The 17,664-nt window shown below is 71.7% G+C and carries 12 protein-coding genes and 2 pseudogenes; 10 read left to right on the top strand and 4 right to left on the bottom strand.

The window, feature by feature from the left end:
* Nucleotides 1–56: 56 nt before the first annotated feature.
* Nucleotides 57–1,460, bottom strand: coding sequence for a glycoside hydrolase family 16 protein (locus tag AC5WS8_RS03510; protein ID WP_496101739.1), 1,404 nt, complete (start codon nt 1,458–1,460; stop codon nt 57–59).
* Nucleotides 1,461–1,731: 271 nt separating this feature from the next.
* On the opposite strand from AC5WS8_RS03510, the gene AC5WS8_RS03505 reads away from it, so the two are divergent.
* Nucleotides 1,732–2,073 (top strand): CU044_2847 family protein, encoded by a 342-nt coding sequence (locus AC5WS8_RS03505; protein ID WP_496101738.1) that lies wholly within the window; start codon nt 1,732–1,734, stop codon nt 2,071–2,073.
* Nucleotides 2,070–6,269, top strand: a complete 4,200-nt coding sequence (locus AC5WS8_RS03500) for an nSTAND1 domain-containing NTPase (RefSeq protein ID WP_496101737.1) — start codon at nt 2,070–2,072, stop codon at nt 6,267–6,269. The genes AC5WS8_RS03505 and AC5WS8_RS03500 overlap by 4 nt, the downstream gene beginning before the upstream one ends.
* Before the next feature lie 19 nt (nt 6,270–6,288).
* Here AC5WS8_RS03500 and AC5WS8_RS03495 read toward each other — a convergent pair whose 3' ends face one another.
* A complete protein-coding gene (locus AC5WS8_RS03495) occupies nt 6,289–7,065 on the bottom strand; it encodes an IclR family transcriptional regulator (RefSeq protein ID WP_496101736.1) in 777 nt (258 codons plus the stop codon).
* A 10-nt stretch (nt 7,066–7,075) separates the two neighbouring features.
* Complete coding sequence (locus tag AC5WS8_RS03490) at nt 7,076–7,501, bottom strand: MarR family winged helix-turn-helix transcriptional regulator (protein ID WP_496101943.1); 426 nt, start codon at nt 7,499–7,501, stop codon at nt 7,076–7,078.
* A gap of 272 nt (nt 7,502–7,773) precedes the next feature.
* On the opposite strand from AC5WS8_RS03490, the gene AC5WS8_RS03485 reads away from it, so the two are divergent.
* The 5 genes from AC5WS8_RS03485 to AC5WS8_RS03465 all read left to right on the top strand — a co-directional run bounded on the left by AC5WS8_RS03485 (nt 7,774) and on the right by AC5WS8_RS03465 (nt 12,471).
* On the top strand, nt 7,774–8,691 hold the full coding sequence (locus AC5WS8_RS03485) for an SDR family oxidoreductase (protein WP_496101735.1): 918 nt from the start codon (nt 7,774–7,776) through the stop codon (nt 8,689–8,691).
* Entirely contained in the window at nt 8,691–9,566 is an 876-nt protein-coding gene (locus AC5WS8_RS03480; protein WP_496101734.1) for an amidohydrolase family protein, read from the top strand. Before AC5WS8_RS03485 ends, AC5WS8_RS03480 begins: the two co-directional genes overlap by 1 nt.
* Nucleotides 9,567–9,578: 12 nt before the next feature.
* The gene (locus AC5WS8_RS03475; protein WP_496101733.1) at nt 9,579–11,084 is read left to right on the top strand and encodes an acyl-CoA synthetase; all 1,506 of its coding nucleotides are present in this window, start codon (nt 9,579–9,581) and stop codon (nt 11,082–11,084) included.
* Between the two features lie 23 nt (nt 11,085–11,107).
* Nucleotides 11,108–11,563: a MaoC family dehydratase gene (locus AC5WS8_RS03470; protein ID WP_496101732.1), complete on the top strand. Its 456-nt coding sequence runs from the start codon at nt 11,108–11,110 to the stop codon at nt 11,561–11,563.
* Between the two features lie 209 nt (nt 11,564–11,772).
* The gene (locus AC5WS8_RS03465) at nt 11,773–12,471 is read left to right on the top strand and encodes a DUF4232 domain-containing protein (protein WP_496101731.1); all 699 of its coding nucleotides are present in this window, start codon (nt 11,773–11,775) and stop codon (nt 12,469–12,471) included.
* On the opposite strand, the pseudogene AC5WS8_RS03460 reads toward AC5WS8_RS03465, so the two are convergent.
* A pseudogene (locus tag AC5WS8_RS03460) lies at nt 12,469–12,575 on the bottom strand (carbohydrate kinase family protein); the annotation flags it as partial. The gene AC5WS8_RS03465 and the pseudogene AC5WS8_RS03460 sit on opposite strands and share 3 nt — an antisense overlap.
* A 93-nt stretch (nt 12,576–12,668) precedes the next feature.
* On the opposite strand from AC5WS8_RS03460, the pseudogene AC5WS8_RS03455 reads away from it, so the two are divergent.
* From AC5WS8_RS03455 to AC5WS8_RS03445, 3 genes and pseudogenes are all read left to right on the top strand, one after another.
* Nucleotides 12,669–13,135 (top strand): annotated as a pseudogene (locus AC5WS8_RS03455) (DeoR family transcriptional regulator).
* Nucleotides 13,132–14,469: a 6-phospho-beta-glucosidase gene (locus AC5WS8_RS03450; RefSeq protein WP_496101730.1), complete on the top strand. Its 1,338-nt coding sequence runs from the start codon at nt 13,132–13,134 to the stop codon at nt 14,467–14,469. The pseudogene AC5WS8_RS03455 and the gene AC5WS8_RS03450 overlap by 4 nt, the downstream one beginning before the upstream one ends.
* Before the next feature lie 55 nt (nt 14,470–14,524).
* Nucleotides 14,525–17,569, top strand: coding sequence for an alpha-mannosidase (locus AC5WS8_RS03445; protein ID WP_496101729.1), 3,045 nt, complete (start codon nt 14,525–14,527; stop codon nt 17,567–17,569).
* Nucleotides 17,570–17,664: the final 95 nt, after the last annotated feature.

Raw genomic sequence — 17,664 nt, 5'->3', positions numbered from 1 at the left:
AGAGGGGCCCCACACGCGGGCGGGCGCGTGTGGGGCCCCTCTCCGACGGGGACGGGTCAGTGCCCGAAGTCGAACCAGTTCACGTTCACGAAGTCGTTCGGCTGCCCGCTGGTGAAGGTGAGGTACACGTCGTGCGTACCGGTCACCGAGCTGATGTTCGCCGGTACCGTCTTCCAGTTCTGCCAGCCGCCCGTGTCGGCCACGGCGAAGCTGCCGATCGGTGCGTTGCTCCGGCTGTCCAGCCGCACCTCGACCAGTCCGCTCACCCCGCTCGCCGCACCGCTCGCGACCCGGCCGTAGAACTGCTTCGCGGCCGTGGAGCCGAAGTCGACTCCCTTGTACAGGGCCCAGTCACCGTTCGCCAGCGAGCCGATGTCCTGGCCGCCGCCCGTGTCCGTGGTGGTCTCGGTGGCCACGCCCGACTGGCTGTCGTACGACTCGGCCTGGATCGCGCTGTAGGCGTCCCGGTTGCCTGACGGCGGAGGCGTGGTACCGCTCCCACCGCCCGAGGACTGAAGAACCTGCACGTAGTCGACCACCATCGGATGGCCGGGCTGCGTGTCGTTGTCCAGGCCGCCGCCGAACGCGTCCGGGAAGGCGCCGCCCATCGCCACGTTCAGGATGACGAAGAATCCGTGGTTCGTGGCATTGGCCCACGTCGTCGCGTCGACCTGGTTCGCGGTGACCGTGTGGTAGTTGACGCCGTCGACGTAGAAGCGGATCGCCTCCGGGCTCACCGAGCGGTCCCACTCCACGCTGTAGGTGTGGAAACCGGACTGGCACGTGGTGTTCGGGCACGCGGTGGAGTTGCCGATGCCGGTGGTCTCGTTGCACGGGCCGCCCGGGTTGGTGCCGCAGTGCATCGTGGCCCACACCTTGTTCAGGCCTTGGACGTTCTCCATGATGTCCAGCTCGCCGACGCCCGGCCAGTTCTGGTAGTTGCCGCGGTAGGGCGCGCCCAGCATCCAGAACGCGGGCCAGTAGCCCTCGGCGGCGGTGCCGGTGACGTTCGGCATCTGCAGCCGGGCCTCCACGCGCAGCTTGCCGCCCGCCGGGGGCTGGAAGTCGGTGCGGGTGGTCTCGATACGGCCCGAGGTCCAGTGGCCGGAGGCGTCGCGGCGCGGGGTGATGAGCAGGTTGCCGTTGCCGTCGAGCGCGACGTTGTGCGTGCTGGAGGTCATCGTCTCGACCTCGCCGGTGCCCCAGTTGGCGGGGCCGCCCGGGTAGCCGGTGCCGGTGTCGTACTGCCAGTTCGAGGTGTCGACGCCGGAACCGGCCGCGCCGTTGAAGTCGTCGAGGAAGACCTGGGTCCAGCCCGACGGGGCGGCGGGGGCCGAGGCGTTCGCGGACGGAGTGCCGACCGTGGCGGCGGCCACGGCGAGCACCGTCGTCCCGAGGGCGGCGATGATCGCCCGCCTCGCACTGCGCCGTCTGCGGGGTATGCCGGAGGGATCGCTCATGGTGGGGGTGCCTCTCGGTACGGGGAGTTGATGCGCGGGTGCCTGCCGGGAGAGTGCCCGTGGCTCTTTTGAGAGCGCTCTCACGCGATGGTTGCGCGCTCAATGTGCTCTCCGTCACTCCGGCCGTCAAGAGGTGAAGCAGAGAAAGTCCCTCACACAGGACGGGAGTTCAGGCAATGAAGTGAAGAGGGCCGGCCCGCCCCGACCCCATCGGGCCCGCGACTGACTACTATCCTCAACCGAGCCAGGCGCCACCGGAGTTGGGGGAACCATGCCGAACGTCCTGACCATTCCGCTCGACGGCGGTGAGCAGCTGCACGTCGAGGTCCAACAGGGGGACGAGAACGGCTGGGCCCGGGCAGGCCGGGCGCAGGACGCGGCCCAGGCGGCCGGCAGGAGCCTGCAGGAGGTGCTCGCCCCCATACGCCCCGCCATGCAGGCGGTGGTCAACCAGCTTCGCGCGGGTGTCACACCGCCGGAAAGGATCAGTCTGGAGTTCGGGATCAAGTTCTCCGCCGACGCGGGAGTGGTGGTCGCGCGAACGGCGACCGAGGCGAACTTCACCGTCGCAGTGGAGTGGAGTCGCCCGACCGAAGGCCCCGCCGAACCGTGATCGTCGGTGAGTCCGTGCTCCCCGATGCCCTCGCCCGGGTGCACGGCCGGGGCGGCATCGTCGGTGCCGCCTTTCTCGTGGCCCCCGGGCTGCTCTGCACCTGCGCGCACGTCGTGGCGCGTGCCCTGGGCACGGACGCGGGGAACCCTGCCCCGCCGCCCGGCCGGGTCGCACTCGACTTCCCGCTGGCGGCGGCGAAGGGGACGGGTGACGGCCCGCCGCTCGTCCACGCCACCGTTGCCGGCTGGCACCCGGTACTCCCCGACGAGACCGGGGACATGGCGCTGCTCCGCCTCGAGAGCGGTGTGCCCTCCGGCACGGCGACACCGTGGCTGGTGGAGGCGGACGAGCTGTGGGACCACGCCGTACGTCTTTTCGGTTTCCCCTCCGGCAGTGACCACGGGGTATGGGCCGCGGGCCGGCTGAGAGCCGTGCAGGGAGCCGGTTGGCTGCAGATGCAGAGCGAGGCCGGGCCGCAGGTGGAGCCGGGGTTCAGCGGCACGCCGGTGTGGGACGTCGAGCTCGGCGGAGTCGTCGGCATGGCGGTCGCCGCCGGGCGGGGCACCGCCGTCGGCACGGCCTATCTGCACCCGGCCTCCTCGATCCTGCGCGCCTGGCCGGAGCTGGCCGCACACGCGCAGCCGTCCTCCCCCTACCGCGGTCTGCAACCCTTCACAGAGGCGGACGAACCGGTCTTCTGCGGCCGGGAGGAGGACGCCCTGCAACTGGAGGAGCTGGTCACCCGGCAACCGGTCGTGGTGCTGTCCGGTCCGTCGGGCAGTGGGAAGTCCTCGCTCGTCCGTGCCGGACTGATGCCCAGGCTGAGGCGGGCCGGCCAGGTGACGGCGGACTTCCGGCCCACTCCGGGGCTCGGGCCCGAGGAGACGCTGGCCGGCGCGCTGCACCCGCTGCTGGACGGCGAACTGGGGCCTGCGGAGCTGGTCGAGCGCCTGTCCGCCGGGAACACCACCGAGGTGGCCGCGCGCCTGGCGCGCCGTCACCCCGACGGCGTCCTGCTGTTCGTCGACCAGTTCGAGGAAATCGTCACCACCGATCCTGCCACCGGCCGGGAACTGCTCAGGCTCGTCACCGCACTGGCCGAGGGCAGTCCGCGGTCCCGGCCGGTGCGTGCGCTGCTCACGGTGCGGTCCGGCTCCCTCGACCGCCTGCTGACCCACGACAACCAGAGCGGGCTGCAGGACGGCATCATGTTCCTGGCTCCCATGGACAGGCGCCAGTTGCGGGCGGCGATCACCGGTCCACTGGCCGCCGCTCCCGGTGTCGTGCACGAGGCGGGCCTGGTCGAGCGGATCCTCGACGACGCGGGCGACGGCCCCGGACGTCTTCCGCTGGTGGAGTTCACGCTGACCCGGCTGTGGAACCGGCGCCGCAGCAGGACGCTCACGCATGAGGCCTATGACGCCATGGGCGGCGTCTCGGGCGCGGTCGCCGGATACGCCGAGGAGGTGTACCACCGCCATCTGCGGGACGCGGAACGGGACGCCGCACGGCGCCTGTTGGTCCAGCTCGCCCGGCCGGAGGACGACGGCGGCTTCGTGCGGCGCACCGTGCGCGTCGACTCCCTCCCCGAGGACCAGCGGCGGGTGGCGAGCCTGCTGATCGACCGCAAACTGCTGGTCTCCACCCAGGCGGTGGACGGCGCGGAAATGATCGACGTCGCGCACGAGGCGTTGATTCACCACTGGGACCGGCTGCTGTCCTGGCTGGCCGCGGACCGTGACTTCCGGGACTGGCAGGAGCGGCTCAGACAGAGTCTGCGCCAGTGGCGGCAGCTCGACGGCGGGAGCAGAGGGACGCTGTTACGGGGAGCTCCGCTGGCGGAGGCCGTCCGTTGGCGCGAGCAGCGGATGCGGGAGATCACGGCCGAGGAACACGCGTACATCCAGGCCTCGCAGGCCCGCCAGAGCTGGGAGGTGCGACGGTGGCGGCTGATCACCGCGGTGATCACCGTGCTCGCTGTGCTGGCCGCCACGATGGCGGGACTGACGTATCAGCGTTCCCAGGACCTGAACCGGCAGTTGCGTGCCCAGACGGCGCGTCTGCTCGGCTCGGACGCGGTGCGCAGGGCCGCCGACAGCCCGAGCACCGCAGCCCTGCTGGCCCTGAAGGCATGGCGCACCGACCCGAACCAGCCCGAGGCGTACGGCGCTTTGCTGACGCTCTACTCGCAACTGCGCGAGACCGAGTACGCCCTGGATGTCCCCGGCACCGACCACGTGCTGTTGTTCACGGCCACACCGGACGGCAAGGCCGCGGCGGTGGTCGACCAAGTGGGGGCGGTGCGGATCCTCACCGGCCTCACCGGCCGGGTGACCGTGCACACGTTGCCCCGGATCAGGTCGATCACCGCGCACGAACCGATCGTGCGGCTCACCCGCGACGGCCGGAAGGCCGGCGTGCTCGACGACAGGGAGGGGCTGTCGGTGTGGGACGTCGCGCACCCGGACCGTCCCGTGCGGCTGCCTGTGCCCCCTTCCTGGAACGCGGCTGAGAACACCCGGGACATCGACTTCTCCTCCGACGGCTCCCGGCTGCTCGCTCTGTTCGCGGCCGACGGTGACAACGCCAGGGAACGGCTCGGGGTCTGGGACCTGCAACGCAGGGCGCTCGTGTCCACCACGCTGCTGCCCGCGGGCCGCGCCTTCTACACCGCGCGCTTCTCCCGGCCCTCCGGAACCGTCGCGCTCAAGGAGACGGGAGGCTATGAGCGGTTCGACCTGCGCACCGGAGTGCAGCTCGGCAAGGTGCCGGTCGTCGGCCTGGACGGCCTCGGGCTCGACGCCCAGGCGGTCGTCGACTGCCCCTCTGATTCCTTCCGGGTGCGACCTCTGACCGGGCGGACACCACGGTACGAGGTCCGCGGGATCAACTGTGGGGGCGCGCCCCTGGACGCCACCGGCCGGTACGCCGTGATGCCGGCCGGGGACGACGGGGTGGACTCCGCCATGGTGATCGACCTCCGGACGGGCGGAGTGTCCCGCGGCCCCGTCCCGGTCACCGACCACGGCGCCAAGGAAGCCGACTACGCGGTGCTGCCCCGGCAGGACGGGCGACTGACCGTGCTGGGCGTCAGGGACGGGACGCTGCTGCGCTTCACCCTGCCTCGGCCAGGCGCCGACCCTGCCCTGCCCACACCGGAAAACGGGCCTCTTCCGTTGTTCACTCCGGACGGACGGTTCCGCGTCCTGGAGAACGTCTACGCGGGCGAGGAGGCACTCGCGGTCCTCGACACCCGAACCGGCAGAAGGTACCAGGCCGGGACGGCGGCGCGTCAGCAACTCATGCCCACCTTCATGGCCATGCGCCAGAACGCCGTCACCTCCGACGGCCGCCATCTCGTCGCCCGGGTCGGGGACCGGCTCGCCGTGTACTCCCTGCCCCGTCTGTCACTGGAGCGTCTTCTTCGGCTGCCGGACGACGCGGCGTTGCGCAAGGACGCCACCGGGGCCGTCGTGGCCGCCGGTGACGGCAGTGTCATCACCCTCTACGCGGGCGTCCTCGCGCGCTGGGACCCCTCCACCGGACGGGCCATCGGCGCACCGCTTCCGCTGCACACGCGTGACACGACGCAGCAATGGCTCGCGGCCAACGGCCAGTCGCTGTGGCCGCGCCCAGGGCACCCGCAGCAGGTACTGGTCCGCGGCCGCGACGGGGAAATGAGCCTGTGGGATCTCGGCGAACGCCGCCCGGTCGGGGAGTTCCAGGCCAACCCCGATGCGATCAGCGATGCGGAGACGGAAGTCTTCGACCCGTCGGGGAACACCCTCGCCACGCTCGACAACATCAAGGTCCTGAAGTCCGGGCGGATCGAGTTCCGCAGCGTGCCGGACTTCCGTCCGCGGCCGCCCGCGATCTCCGCAGGCGACACCGGCCGACTGATCGGCTTCACCCCCGACGGGCATCTTCTCTCCACCGATTTCGAGAACCTCGACATGTGGCAGCCCGGAACCACGCTGGGGATCGCTGAGCTCCCCGTGCAGCTGACCTCCACGCAATGGTTCCTGCGGGGCAACTCCGCCGTGGTAGCGACCACCTGGGGCACTCTGACGCTCCCGCTCGACCCCGACGTCTGGTACAGAGGGCTCTGCCGGGCCTTCAACCGACCGCTGACCGCCGGCGAACGTCTGCTCCTGCCCTCCGGCGCCGACACCTCGGAACCCTGCCCCGAGGTCTGAGGCGCGCACCCCCCGGATCTCACCGCGACTCCGGCTGCCACCCCAGCGCTCGTGAGATCCCCCGTGCCGCGAGCCGCACCGCCGGGACGAGGGCCGGTACCTGGGCCGTCGCGTGGGGGACCACGACCGACACGGACGCGGTCACCCCGCCGTCGCGGCCGCGTACCGGGGCCGCCACCGACAGGGCGTCGTCCGTGACCTGACGGCTGCTCACCGCCGCGCCCGAGCGCCGGACTTCGGCCAGTTCGCGGCGCAGCCGCACCGGATCCGTGACGGTGTACGGGGTGAACGCGGTCAGCGGCCCCGCGCAGTACTCGTCCTGGAACGCCTGCTCGCTGTGGGCCAGCAGCGCGAGCCCCACCCCGGTGGCGTGCAGCGGCCAGCGGGCGCCGACCCGGATGTGCACGCCGACGGCCGACCGCCCCGAGAGCCACTCGATGTACACGACCTCCGCGCCGTCGCGCACCGCCAGCTGCACGTTCTCGTGGGTCGCCTCGTACAGGTCCTCCAGGTACGGCAGTGCGACCTGCCGCAGCTGCAGGCCGCGCGGGGCGAGCGCCGCGACCTCCCACAGTCTGAGGCCCACGTGGTAGACGCCGTCCGCGTCGCGCTCCAGCGCGCCCCACCCGGTCAGCGCGCCCACCAGGCGGTGCGTGGTGGTGAGGGTGAGCCCGGCCCGGCGGCTGATGTCGGTCAGGCAGAGCGCGGGATGCGCGTGGTCGAAGGCGGCGAGGACGGCGAGCAGCCGGTCGGGTGCGGAGCGCACCGTCTGCGGCGGGATGGCGTCTGCGGTCATCGGCTCGGTGTCACCCGAGTCTGGTCTCGGCGACTCTGAGCAGCAGCGTGTGCAGGACGTCCCGCTCGTCGGCGTCGAGCGGGCGGAGCAGTTCACCGGTGACCCGGGAGCCGGCCTCGTCGGTGTCCCGCAGGAAGGCCCGGCCGTTCTCGGTCAGTACGACGACACGGCTGCGCCGGTCGTCCGGGGAGGGGCGGCGCTCGGCGAACCCGAGCTTCTCCAGGTCGTCGACCAGGCCGACGATCGCGCTGGGGTCGTACCCGAGGGAGGTGCTCAGCTCGCGTTGCAGGGCGCCCTCGGAGGTGGCGAGGAAGCGCAGCAGCGCGTAGTGGCGCAGCCGCAGGCCGGACTCCTGGAGGAAGGCGTTGAACAACTGACCCGAGCGCAGCCCGAGCCGGTACAGCAGATAGCCGGCGTCCGCGTGCAGACCGCGCATCCACGGCTCCCGGGCGTCGATGGGTGCGGAGGTCGGGGCGGCGTGCTGCTGGCCGGTGATGGCGGACTCCCTGGGCCGGGCCTCCGGGCGGAGGCGGTGGAGGCGGTCGGACGTGCTGTCGCACAGCATGCCGCACCGACGGGTCGGCAACAACTATTGACGACAACAATAATTGTCCTTAGCTTCGATCTCGTAGCCGCACGCCACCGCGTGCCCGCAGGCACCCTCACCGCGGTGCACCCGGTGGCCGACCCGTCTGGAGGGACCCGCTCGTGCCCAGCATCGATCTCACCGGCAAGGTGGCCGTCGTCACCGGAAGCGGCCGCGGCCTCGGCCTGGCCTACGCCCATGCCCTGGCCGCCCACGGCGCCGCCGTGGTCGTGAACGACGTCGAGGAGACCGTCGCCGAGCAGGCCGTGAAGTCCCTCACCGGGGCGGGCGGCAGGGCCGTGGCCGAGGTCGTCGCGGTCGGCACCAGCGAGGCCGCCGATCGCCTGGTCACCCGCGCGGTGGAGGAGTTCGGCCGACTCGACGTCCTGGTCACCAACGCCGGCATCCTGCGCGACGGGGTGCTGTGGAAGATGACCGACGACGACTTCGACGCGGTGCTCACCACGCATCTGCGGGGCACCTTCACCTGCGCCCGCGCCGCCGCCGTCCGGATGCGCGCGCAGGGCGAGGGCGGCACCCTGGTCCTGGTCGGCTCCCCGGCCGGCCAGCGCGGCAACTTCGGCCAGACCAACTACGCCGCCGCCAAGGCCGGCATCGCCGCCATGGCCCGCACCTGGTCGATGGAGCTGGCCCGCGCGAACATCACCGTCAACGCGATCGTGCCGGTCGCCGCCACCGCCATGACCGAGACCATCCCGGCCTTCGCCCCCTACGTCGAGGCCATGAAGAACGGCGAGCCGCTCCCGGACTTCCTCCGCAAGGGCGAGGGCTTCGGCACCCCCGAGGACTGCGCCGCCCTCGTCCCCTTCCTCGCCTCCGAGGCGGCACGCGGAGTGACCGGCCAGTGCATCGGCATCGGCGGTGACAAGGTGGCACTCTGGTCGCATCCGCAGGAGACCAGGGCGGCGTACGCCGACGGCGGCTGGTCCCCGGAGGCCCTCGCCGACGTGTGGGCCACCTCGGTCGGCGCCGAACCGCAGACCGTCGGCATCCCCGCGCCGAAGCTCCCGGAGGCGTGATGGACCTGAACGAACTCGTCGCGATCGACGTCCACACCCACGCGGAGGTCTCCTCCAAGGGCCACTCCTCACTGGACGACGACCTGCACGACGCCTCCTCCGCCTACTTCAGGGTGGAGGGCAAGCGGAAGCCGACCATCGAGGAGACGGCCGCGTACTACCGCGAGCGGAAGATGGCCGCCGTGATCTTCACGGTCGACGCCGAGTCCGCCACCGGCACCGAGCCCGTCCCCAACGAGGAGGTCGCCGAGGCCGCCGCCGCCAACCCGGACGTGCTGATCCCGTTCGCCTCCATCGACCCCTTCCGCGGCAAGGCGGGCGTGAAGCAGGCCCGCCGTCTGGTCGAGGAGTACGGGGTGAAGGGCTTCAAGTTCCACCCCGGCATCCAGGGCTTCTTCCCCGACGACCGCTCGGTGGCGTACGGCCTGTACGAGGTCATCGAGGAGACGGGGACGATCGCGCTCTTCCACACCGGCCAGACCGGCATCGGCGCCGGCGTGCCCGGCGGGGGCGGGATCCGCCTGAAGTACTCCAACCCGCTGCACGTGGACGACGTCGCCGCCGACTTCCCCCACTTGAAGATCATCCTGGCGCATCCGTCGTTCCCCTGGCAGGACGAGGCCCTCGCCGTCGCCACGCACAAGCCGGGCGTCCACATCGACCTGTCCGGCTGGTCGCCGAAGTACTTCCCGCCGCAGCTCGTGCAGTACGCCAACACCCTGCTCAAGGACAAGGTGCTCTTCGGCTCCGACTTCCCCGTCCTCACCCCCGACCGCTGGCTCGCCGACTTCGGGAAGCTGTCGATCAAGGACGAGGTCCGACCGAAGATCCTCAAGGAGAACGCCGCCCGTCTGCTCGGGCTGACGAAAGCGTAAAGGGGCCGTGAGATGCGCAACGAGGGACTCGGGTCGTGGCCCGCACGCCGGGCCCGCAAGACCCCGTACCGCACCGCCCTGATCCACGGCGACCGAAGCGTCACCTACGCGGAGCTGTACGAACGCACCACCCGCCTCGCGCACGCCCTGCGCGTCCGCGGCGTCCGCCGCGGCGACCGGATCGCCTACCTCGGCCCCAACCACCCCGGCTACCTGGAGACGCTGTTCGCGGCGGGCACCCTCGGCGCGGTCTTCGTCCCGCTCAACATCCGCCTCGCCGGGCCCGAGATCGCCCACCAGCTCGCCGACTCGGGCGCCAGGGCCCTCGTCTACGCACCCTCGCCGGCCGCGCTCGTCGCCGGGCTGCCCGGCAGCACCGATGTGCGGACGTACGTGGAAGTGGGACCGGAGTACGAGGAGTTGCTGGCCGCCGCGAGCGACGAGCCGATCGACCAGCCCGTCCTCCTCGACGACACCTGCATCATCATGTACACCTCGGGGACCACCGGCCGCCCCAAGGGCGCCATGCTCACGCACGGCAACCTGGTCTGGAACGCGTTCAACGTCCTCGTCGACCACGACCTGATCGCCGACGAACGCGCCCTGGTCTCCGCCCCGTTGTTCCACACGGCCGGGCTGAACATGCTCACCCTGCCGGTCCTGCTCAAGGGCGGCGCCTGTGTCCTGGTCGAGGCCTTCGACCCGGACGCCACCTTCGACCTGATCGAACGCCACCGGATCACCTTCATGTTCGGGGTGCCGACCATGTTCGACCAGGTGGCCCGGCACCCGCGCTGGGCGGGGGCCGACCTGTCCAGTCTGCGCATCCTCACCTGCGGCGGGTCCCCGGTACCGATCCCGCTGATCGCGAAGTACCAGGAGCGCGGGCTCACCTTCCTCCAGGGTTACGGCATGACCGAGGCGGCACCCGGCGCGCTCTTCCTGGACGCCGAGCACGCCGTCAGCAAGGCGGGTTCGGCGGGGGTGCCGCACTTCTTCAGCGACGTCCGTGTCGTACGGCCCGACCTCACCCCGGTCGACGTCGGCGAGACCGGCGAGGTCGTGGTGCGCGGCCCGCACGTCATGCCCGGCTACTGGGGCCTGCCGGAGGAGACCGCCGCCGTGTTCGCGGACGGCTGGTTCCGCAGCGGGGACGCGGCGCGCGTGGACGAGGACGGCTACGTCCACATCGTCGACCGCATCAAAGACATGATCATCTCCGGGGGTGAGAACATCTACCCGGCGGAGATCGAGGACCAGTTCCTCGCCCACCCCGACATCGTCGAGTGCGCCGTCATCGGCGTGCCCGACGACAAGTGGGGCGAGGTGCCGCGCGCCGTCGTCGTCCCCCGCGAGGGCGTCACGCTCGACCCGGACGAACTCATCGCCTCGCTGGCCGGACGGCTCGCCAAGTACAAGATCCCCAAGTCGGTGGTGATCGCGGACGCCCTTCCGCGCACCGCCTCCGGAAAACTCCTGAAGTCCCGCGTCCGCTCCCGGTACGGCACCGACTCCTGAACATCCCAGACAAGGAACGCCACATGAGCATCACCGTCAACGGCCTCGACGAACTCAAGAAGCTGGCCGGCAGCGACCTCGGCACCAGCGAGTGGATCGAGGTCACCCAGGAGCGGATCAACACGTTCGCCGACGCGACCGGCGACCACCAGTGGATCCACGTCGACCCGGAGAAGGCGCAGGACGGTCCGTTCGGCGCACCCATCGCGCACGGCTGTCTCACCCTGTCCCTCTTCATCCCGCTGTTCACCGAGTTGCTCGAGGTCGAGGGCGTGTCGACGAAGGTCAACTACGGCCTGAACAAGGTGCGCTTCCCGGCACCGGTGAGGGTCGGCTCCCGTATCCGGCTGGTCGCGAAGCTCGTGTCGGTGGAGGACGTGCCGGGTGGGGTGCAGATCGCCGTCGACGGCACGATGGAGATCGAGGGCGGCGGGAAGCCCGCCGCCGTCCTGCAGAGCCTGTCGCGGTTCTACGCCTGAGCCGGAGCGTTGTGTCCGAGGCAAGGCGTTCCGCCTCGGTCAGGGGCACGGGCATGCCCGAAGCGCTGCCCGGGGTTCCCCGGGCGGCGGGTGACAATGCGCACGGGCGTCCTTCCGGCGCCCGCCGCAACCTCGCCTCCCCTTTCCCCGTCTAACTGGCATGCGGGGCCCGCGCGACGGGTCCCGCATCCAGAGCAGGGGGAAGGCTCATGCGTGTGCAGCAGTTCCACAAGGTGGCGGCCGCCGCCTCGGTGCTCGCGGCGGGACTCGCGCTCACCGGCTGCAACGGCGACGACGGCCGACACGGCGGAGCGAGCCCCGCCGCGTCCGCCACGGCGTCCTCGCCGGACACCACCCCGGGCCCCGGCAGCGGTTCGGCGGGCAGCGGCACCTCGGCGCCGGCCACCTCCCCGACCGCGACCGGCGGCACGAGCGGCACGCCCGACTCGGCGACGGTGTCCGGCTCGGCCACGGCGTCCACGGGGCCGCGGACCACGACGAGGGCCGCCGCCCCGTGCCGGACCGCGCACCTGACGTTCGCCATGGGCGACGCGTACGGCAAGGGCCCGTACTCGAACATTCCGGTGAGGCTGACCAACGCCGGCCCGACCTCCTGCTCCCTGCGCGGCTTCCCGGGCGTGGACCTGGTCGGCAAGGACGGACACGTCCACGCCCGGCGAGGCGTCGAGGCCCCGCACACCGTCGTCCTCGCCCCGGGCCGCAGCGCGACCTTCGTGCTGGTCGTGCCGCAGAACTACGGCGGCGGCAGGGGAGCGACCTTCACTCGCGTGGTGATCACCCCGCCGCGCGAGATCCATCCGTACATCCTGCGGCTCAGGGTGAACCTGCCCGCCAAGGGCGACGGTCCCGGCGGCCGGTCCGTGATCGTCGGGCCCGTAACCCGCTAGGCCGAAGCGGGCGGCGGCCACCGCCAGGTTCGCGATGCGCCCGGGCCGCATCCCATGCCCGCGGTCCGGATCTCCTCGCCCGGCGTCGGCGGTTTGCCCAGGCCTCCGTCCTCTCGTCAGAAATGCTCACTGATTGATCAATATTCGAACAAAACCAAGCATAGAGATGATTGAAGATGACGAGTAGCGTTCGTGGCGTGCTGGCGGAACGACGACACCACCTCATCCTGCGGGTCCTGCGCTCCGGCGGCCCCGCGTCCGTGACCGGTCTCTCCGAGCAGCTCGGGGTGAGCCCCGCCACCGTCCGGCGCGACCTCGTCAGGCTGGAGGAGGACGGCCTGCTCACGCGGGTGCACGGCGGCGCCGTCGTCGAGGAGGGCGACCAGGCATTCGCCGAGGTCGCCGCAGCGGCGTGCGGCCCGGCGGGCAGGTGAGGGACACGACGGTCGTCGGGGTGCCGGTCGAGCGGGCCGTGACCAAGGCGAGCGACAGGGTCGTCCTGCCCGCCGACTCGGCCAAGTTCCCGGGTGCGGGGATGGCGAAGGTCTGCGGACCCGAGGACCTGGGCATGGTGGTGTCGGACGCGCCGGTGACCGCGGCGACCCGCTCCTCGCTGGACGAGGCGGGCGTCGAGGTGGTCGTGGCTGGAGAGGTGCAAGCGTGAAGCTGACGATTCTGGGCGGCGGCGGGTTCCGCGTCCCGCTCGTGTACGGGGCGCTCCTGACGGACCACGCCGAGGGTCGCGTCACCCGTGTCGTGCTGCACGACGTGGACGCCGGCCGGCTCTCGGCCGTGACCCGCGTCCTGGCCGAACAGGCCGCGGGCGTGCCCGGCGCGCCGGAGGTGACCGCCACCACCGACCTCGACGGGGCCCTGCGCGGCGCCGACTTCGTCTTCTCCGCGATCCGCGTCGGTGGCCTCGAGGGGAGGGCGAACGACGAGCGCGTGGCCCTCGCGGAGGGCGTCCTCGGCCAGGAGACGGTCGGCGCCGGGGGCATCGCCTACGGTCTGCGCACCGTCCCGGTCGCCGTCGACATCGCCCGGCGGGTGGCCCGGCTCGCTCCGGACGCCTGGACCATCAACTTCACCAACCCGGCGGGCCTGGTCACCGAGGCCATGTCCCGCCACCTCGGCGACCGCGTGATCGGCATCTGCGACTCACCGGTCGGCCTCGGCCGCCGTATCGCCCGTGTCCTCGGCGTGAACCCCGAGGAGGCGTGGATCGACTACGTCGGCCTCAACCACCTCGGCTGGGTCCGCGGCCTGCGCATCGCCGGCCGGGACGAACTCCCGCGCCTGCTCGCCGACCCCGACCTGCTCGGCTCCTTCGAGGAGGGCAAGCTCTTCGGGGTGGAGTGGCTGCAGTCGCTCGGCGCGATCCCCAACGAGTATCTGCACTACTACTACTTCAACCGTGAGGCCGTCGGCGCCTACCAGCACGCCGAGAAGACCCGCGGCGCCTTCCTGTGCGACCAGCAGGCGCACTTCTACGAGCAGGTCACGCGGTCGGACGCCTCCGCGCTGGAGGTCTGGGCACGCACCCGGGCCGAACGGGAGGCGACCTACATGGCCGAGAACCGCGAGACCGCGGGCGCCGGCGAGCGCGAGGCCGACGACTTGTCCGGCGGCTACGAGAAGGTCGCCCTCGCCCTGATGCGGGCCATCGCGCGGGACGAGCGCACGACGCTGATCCTCAACGTCCGCAACCGCGGCACCCTGTCCGCCCTGGACACCGAGGCCGTGATCGAGGCGCCCTGCCTGGTCGACGCGAACGGTGCGCACCCGGTCGCCGTCGACCCGCTGCCCGGCCACGCGACCGGCCTGGTCTGCGCGGTCAAGGCGGTCGAGCGCGAGGTGCTCGCAGCCGCCGCGTCCGGCGACCGTGCGACGGCCGTGAAGGCGTTCGCCCTGCATCCGCTGGTCGACTCGGTGAGCGTGGCGCGCAGGCTGGTCGAGGGCTACACGGCGGTGCACCCTGGGCTCGCGTACCTTAAGTGAGCACCTCTGAGTAAGCGCTTTCCCCTCTCGGTCCCCGCTCACCAGGAGACACCTCATGCACGACGAACGCCGCCGGATCGAGGACCGCGTCCAGCGTCTCCACGACCAGCGCATCAAGACCGCGATCCACGCCGCCACGGTTCCCCTCGAGGTGGAGGCCTGGCAGGCCCCGGGGGAGCCGGTCCCGTTCGCCGAGGCCGCCGGCGCGCCGTACACGCCCTTCGCGATGGGCACCCCCTGGGGCCCGCCGTGGGGCACCACCTGGTTCCGGATGCGCGGGCAGGTGCCCGCCGAGTGGGCCGGGAAGCGTGTCGAGGCCGTCATCGACCTCGGCTTCGTCGGCGGCTGGCCCGGCAACCAGGCCGAGGCCCTGGTGCACCTGACCGACGGCAGGCCGCTGAAGGCGGTCAACCCGCTCAACCAGTACGTCCCGATCGCCCACCCGGCCGTCGGCGGCGAGGAGATCCACTACCTCGTCGAGGCCGCCTCCAACCCGGACATCCTCGCGAACGGCTTCTCGGCCCCCACCCCGCTCGGCGACGTGCTCACGGCCGGGGACAAGCCCCTCTACACCTTCCAGCGGGCCGACATCGCCGTCCTCGACGAGGAGGTCTGGCACCTCGACCTCGACATCCAGGTGCTGCGCGAGCTGATGCTGCAGCTCGGCGAGCACGACCCGCGCCGGCACGAGATCATGCACGCCCTCGACCGGGCGATGGACCTGCTCGACCTCGACGACATCTCCGGCTCGGCACCCTCCGTACGCCAGGCGCTGAAGCCCGTCCTCACCAGGCCCGCGCACGCCAGCGCACACATCATCTCGGGCGTCGGCCACGCCCACATCGACTCGGCCTGGCTGTGGCCGCTCCGCGAGACCAAGCGCAAGACCTCCCGCACCTTCTCCAACGTCACGTCCCTGGCCGACGAGTACGAGGAGTTCGTCTTCGCCTGCTCCCAGGCCCAGCAGTACGAGTGGGTGCGCGACAACCACCCGCACGTGTGGGCGCGCATCCAGGAATCGGTGAAGAAGGGCCAGTGGGCGCCGGTCGGCGGCATGTGGGTGGAGGCCGACGGCAACCTGCCCGGCGGCGAGGCCCTCGTCCGCCAACTCGTCCACGGCAAGCGGTTCTTCATCGAGCACTTCGGCGTCGAGACCAAGGGCGTGTGGCTGCCGGACTCCTTCGGCTACACCGCGGCCTACCCACAGCTCGCCAGGCTCGCCGGCAACGAGTGGTTCCTCACCCAGAAGATCTCCTGGAACCAGACCAACAAGTTCCCCCACCACACCTTCTGGTGGGAGGGCATCGACGGCACCCGCATCTTCACCCACTTCCCGCCGGTCGACACCTACAACGCCCGCTTCAGCGGCGAGGAGATGGCCCGGGCGGTGCGCAACTACTCCGAGAAGGGCGGCGCGACGCGCTCGCTGGCACCCTTCGGCTGGGGTGACGGCGGTGGCGGCCCCACCCGCGAGATCATGGAACGGGCGCGTCGGCTGAAGGACCTGGAGGGCTCCCCGAAGGTCGAGATCGAGCACCCCGACGCGTTCTTCGCCAAGGCCCTCGCGGAGTACCCCGACGCCCCGGTCTGGGTCGGCGAGCTGTACCTGGAACTGCACCGGGCCACCTACACCTCCCAGGCCCGCACCAAGCAGGGCAACCGGCGCAGCGAACACCGGCTGCGCGAGGCCGAGCTGTGGGCGGCGACGGCCGCGCTGCACGCGCCGGGCTACGCGTACCCGTACGCGAAGCTCGACCGGCTCTGGAAGACGGTCCTGCTGCACCAGTTCCACGACATCCTGCCGGGCTCCTCGATCGCCTGGGTGCACCGCGAGGCCGAGGCCGAGTACGCACGTGTCGCCCGGGAGCTGGAGGAGCTGACGGCCGAGGCGGTCGCCGCCCTCGGCGCCGGCGGGCCGCGCGTCTTCAACACCAGCCCGTACCACCGTGCCGAGGTCATCCGCACGGCCACGGGCGTGCCGGTGTACGTGGAGGTGCCGGCCAACGGCAGCGCGCCGGTCGCGGTCGCCGAGCCCCCGCAGCCCGTCACGGTGCGCGGCCGTGTGCTCGACAACGGCCTGGTACGGGTCGAGGTGGCCGAGGACGGCACGCTGACGTCCGTACGCGACCTGCGGGCCGGCGGCCGCGAAGTCCTCGCCGACGCGGGCAACCTGCTCCGCCTGCACACCGACCTGCCCAACCACTGGGACGCCTGGGATGTCGACAAGCACTACAGGAACCGCTACACGGACCTGCTGGACGCCGACTCCGTCACGGTCGTCGACGAGGACCCGCTGCTCGGCTCGATCCGCGTGGAGCGCGGCTTCGGCAAGGGCTCCAAGATCACTCAGACGATCACGCTCCGCGCGGGCAGCCCGCGGATCGACTTCGAGACGGACATCGACTGGCACGAGGCGGAGAAGTTCCTCAAGGCGGGCTTCCCGGTCGACATCCGCGCCCCCCACTCCTCCGCGGAGATCCAGTTCGGCCACATCCAGCGGCCCACGCACACCAATACGAGCTGGGAGGCGGCCCGCTTCGAGGTCTGCGGCCACCGCTGGGTGCACATCGCCGAGCCCGGCTACGGCGTCGCGGTCATCAACGACTCGACGTACGGCCACGACGTCTCCCGCACGGTGAGGGCGGACGGCGGCACCACGACCACCGTCCGCCTCAGCCTGGTCCGAGCCCCGCGGATCCCGGACCCGGGCGCCGACCAGGGCCGCCACCGCTTCACCTACTCGCTCCTCCCGGGCGCCACGATCGACGACGCGGTGGCCGAGGGCTACGCCCTCAACCTCCCGCTGCGGGTGGCGGATGCGGCGGGCGCGCCGGAGCCGGTCGTCTCCGTGGACGGCGAGGGCGTCACCGTGGAGGCCGTGAAGCTCGCCGACGACGAGTCCGGTGACGTGGTCGTACGGCTCTACGAGTCCCGGGGCGGCCGCGCCGAGGGCGTGCTGCGCACGGGCTTCCCGCTCGCCGGCGCGCAGGTGACCGACCTGCTGGAGCGGCCGCTCGAGGACGCGGACGTCGTCGGCGGTGGCGTCCCCGTCACCCTGCGGCCCTTCCAGGTCCTGACGCTCCGCCTGCGCAGGGGCTGACCCGTGGCCGTGCGACTCTGGTTCGCCGGCGCCGAGTCGGGCTCGGCCCGCCTCTGACATGCCATGGCGGCCGGCCCCCGCGGGGGCCGGCCGCC

Source organism: Streptomyces sp. PTL18 (genome assembly GCF_059510295.1).
This window is presented reverse-complemented; position numbering and strand designations above follow the sequence as displayed.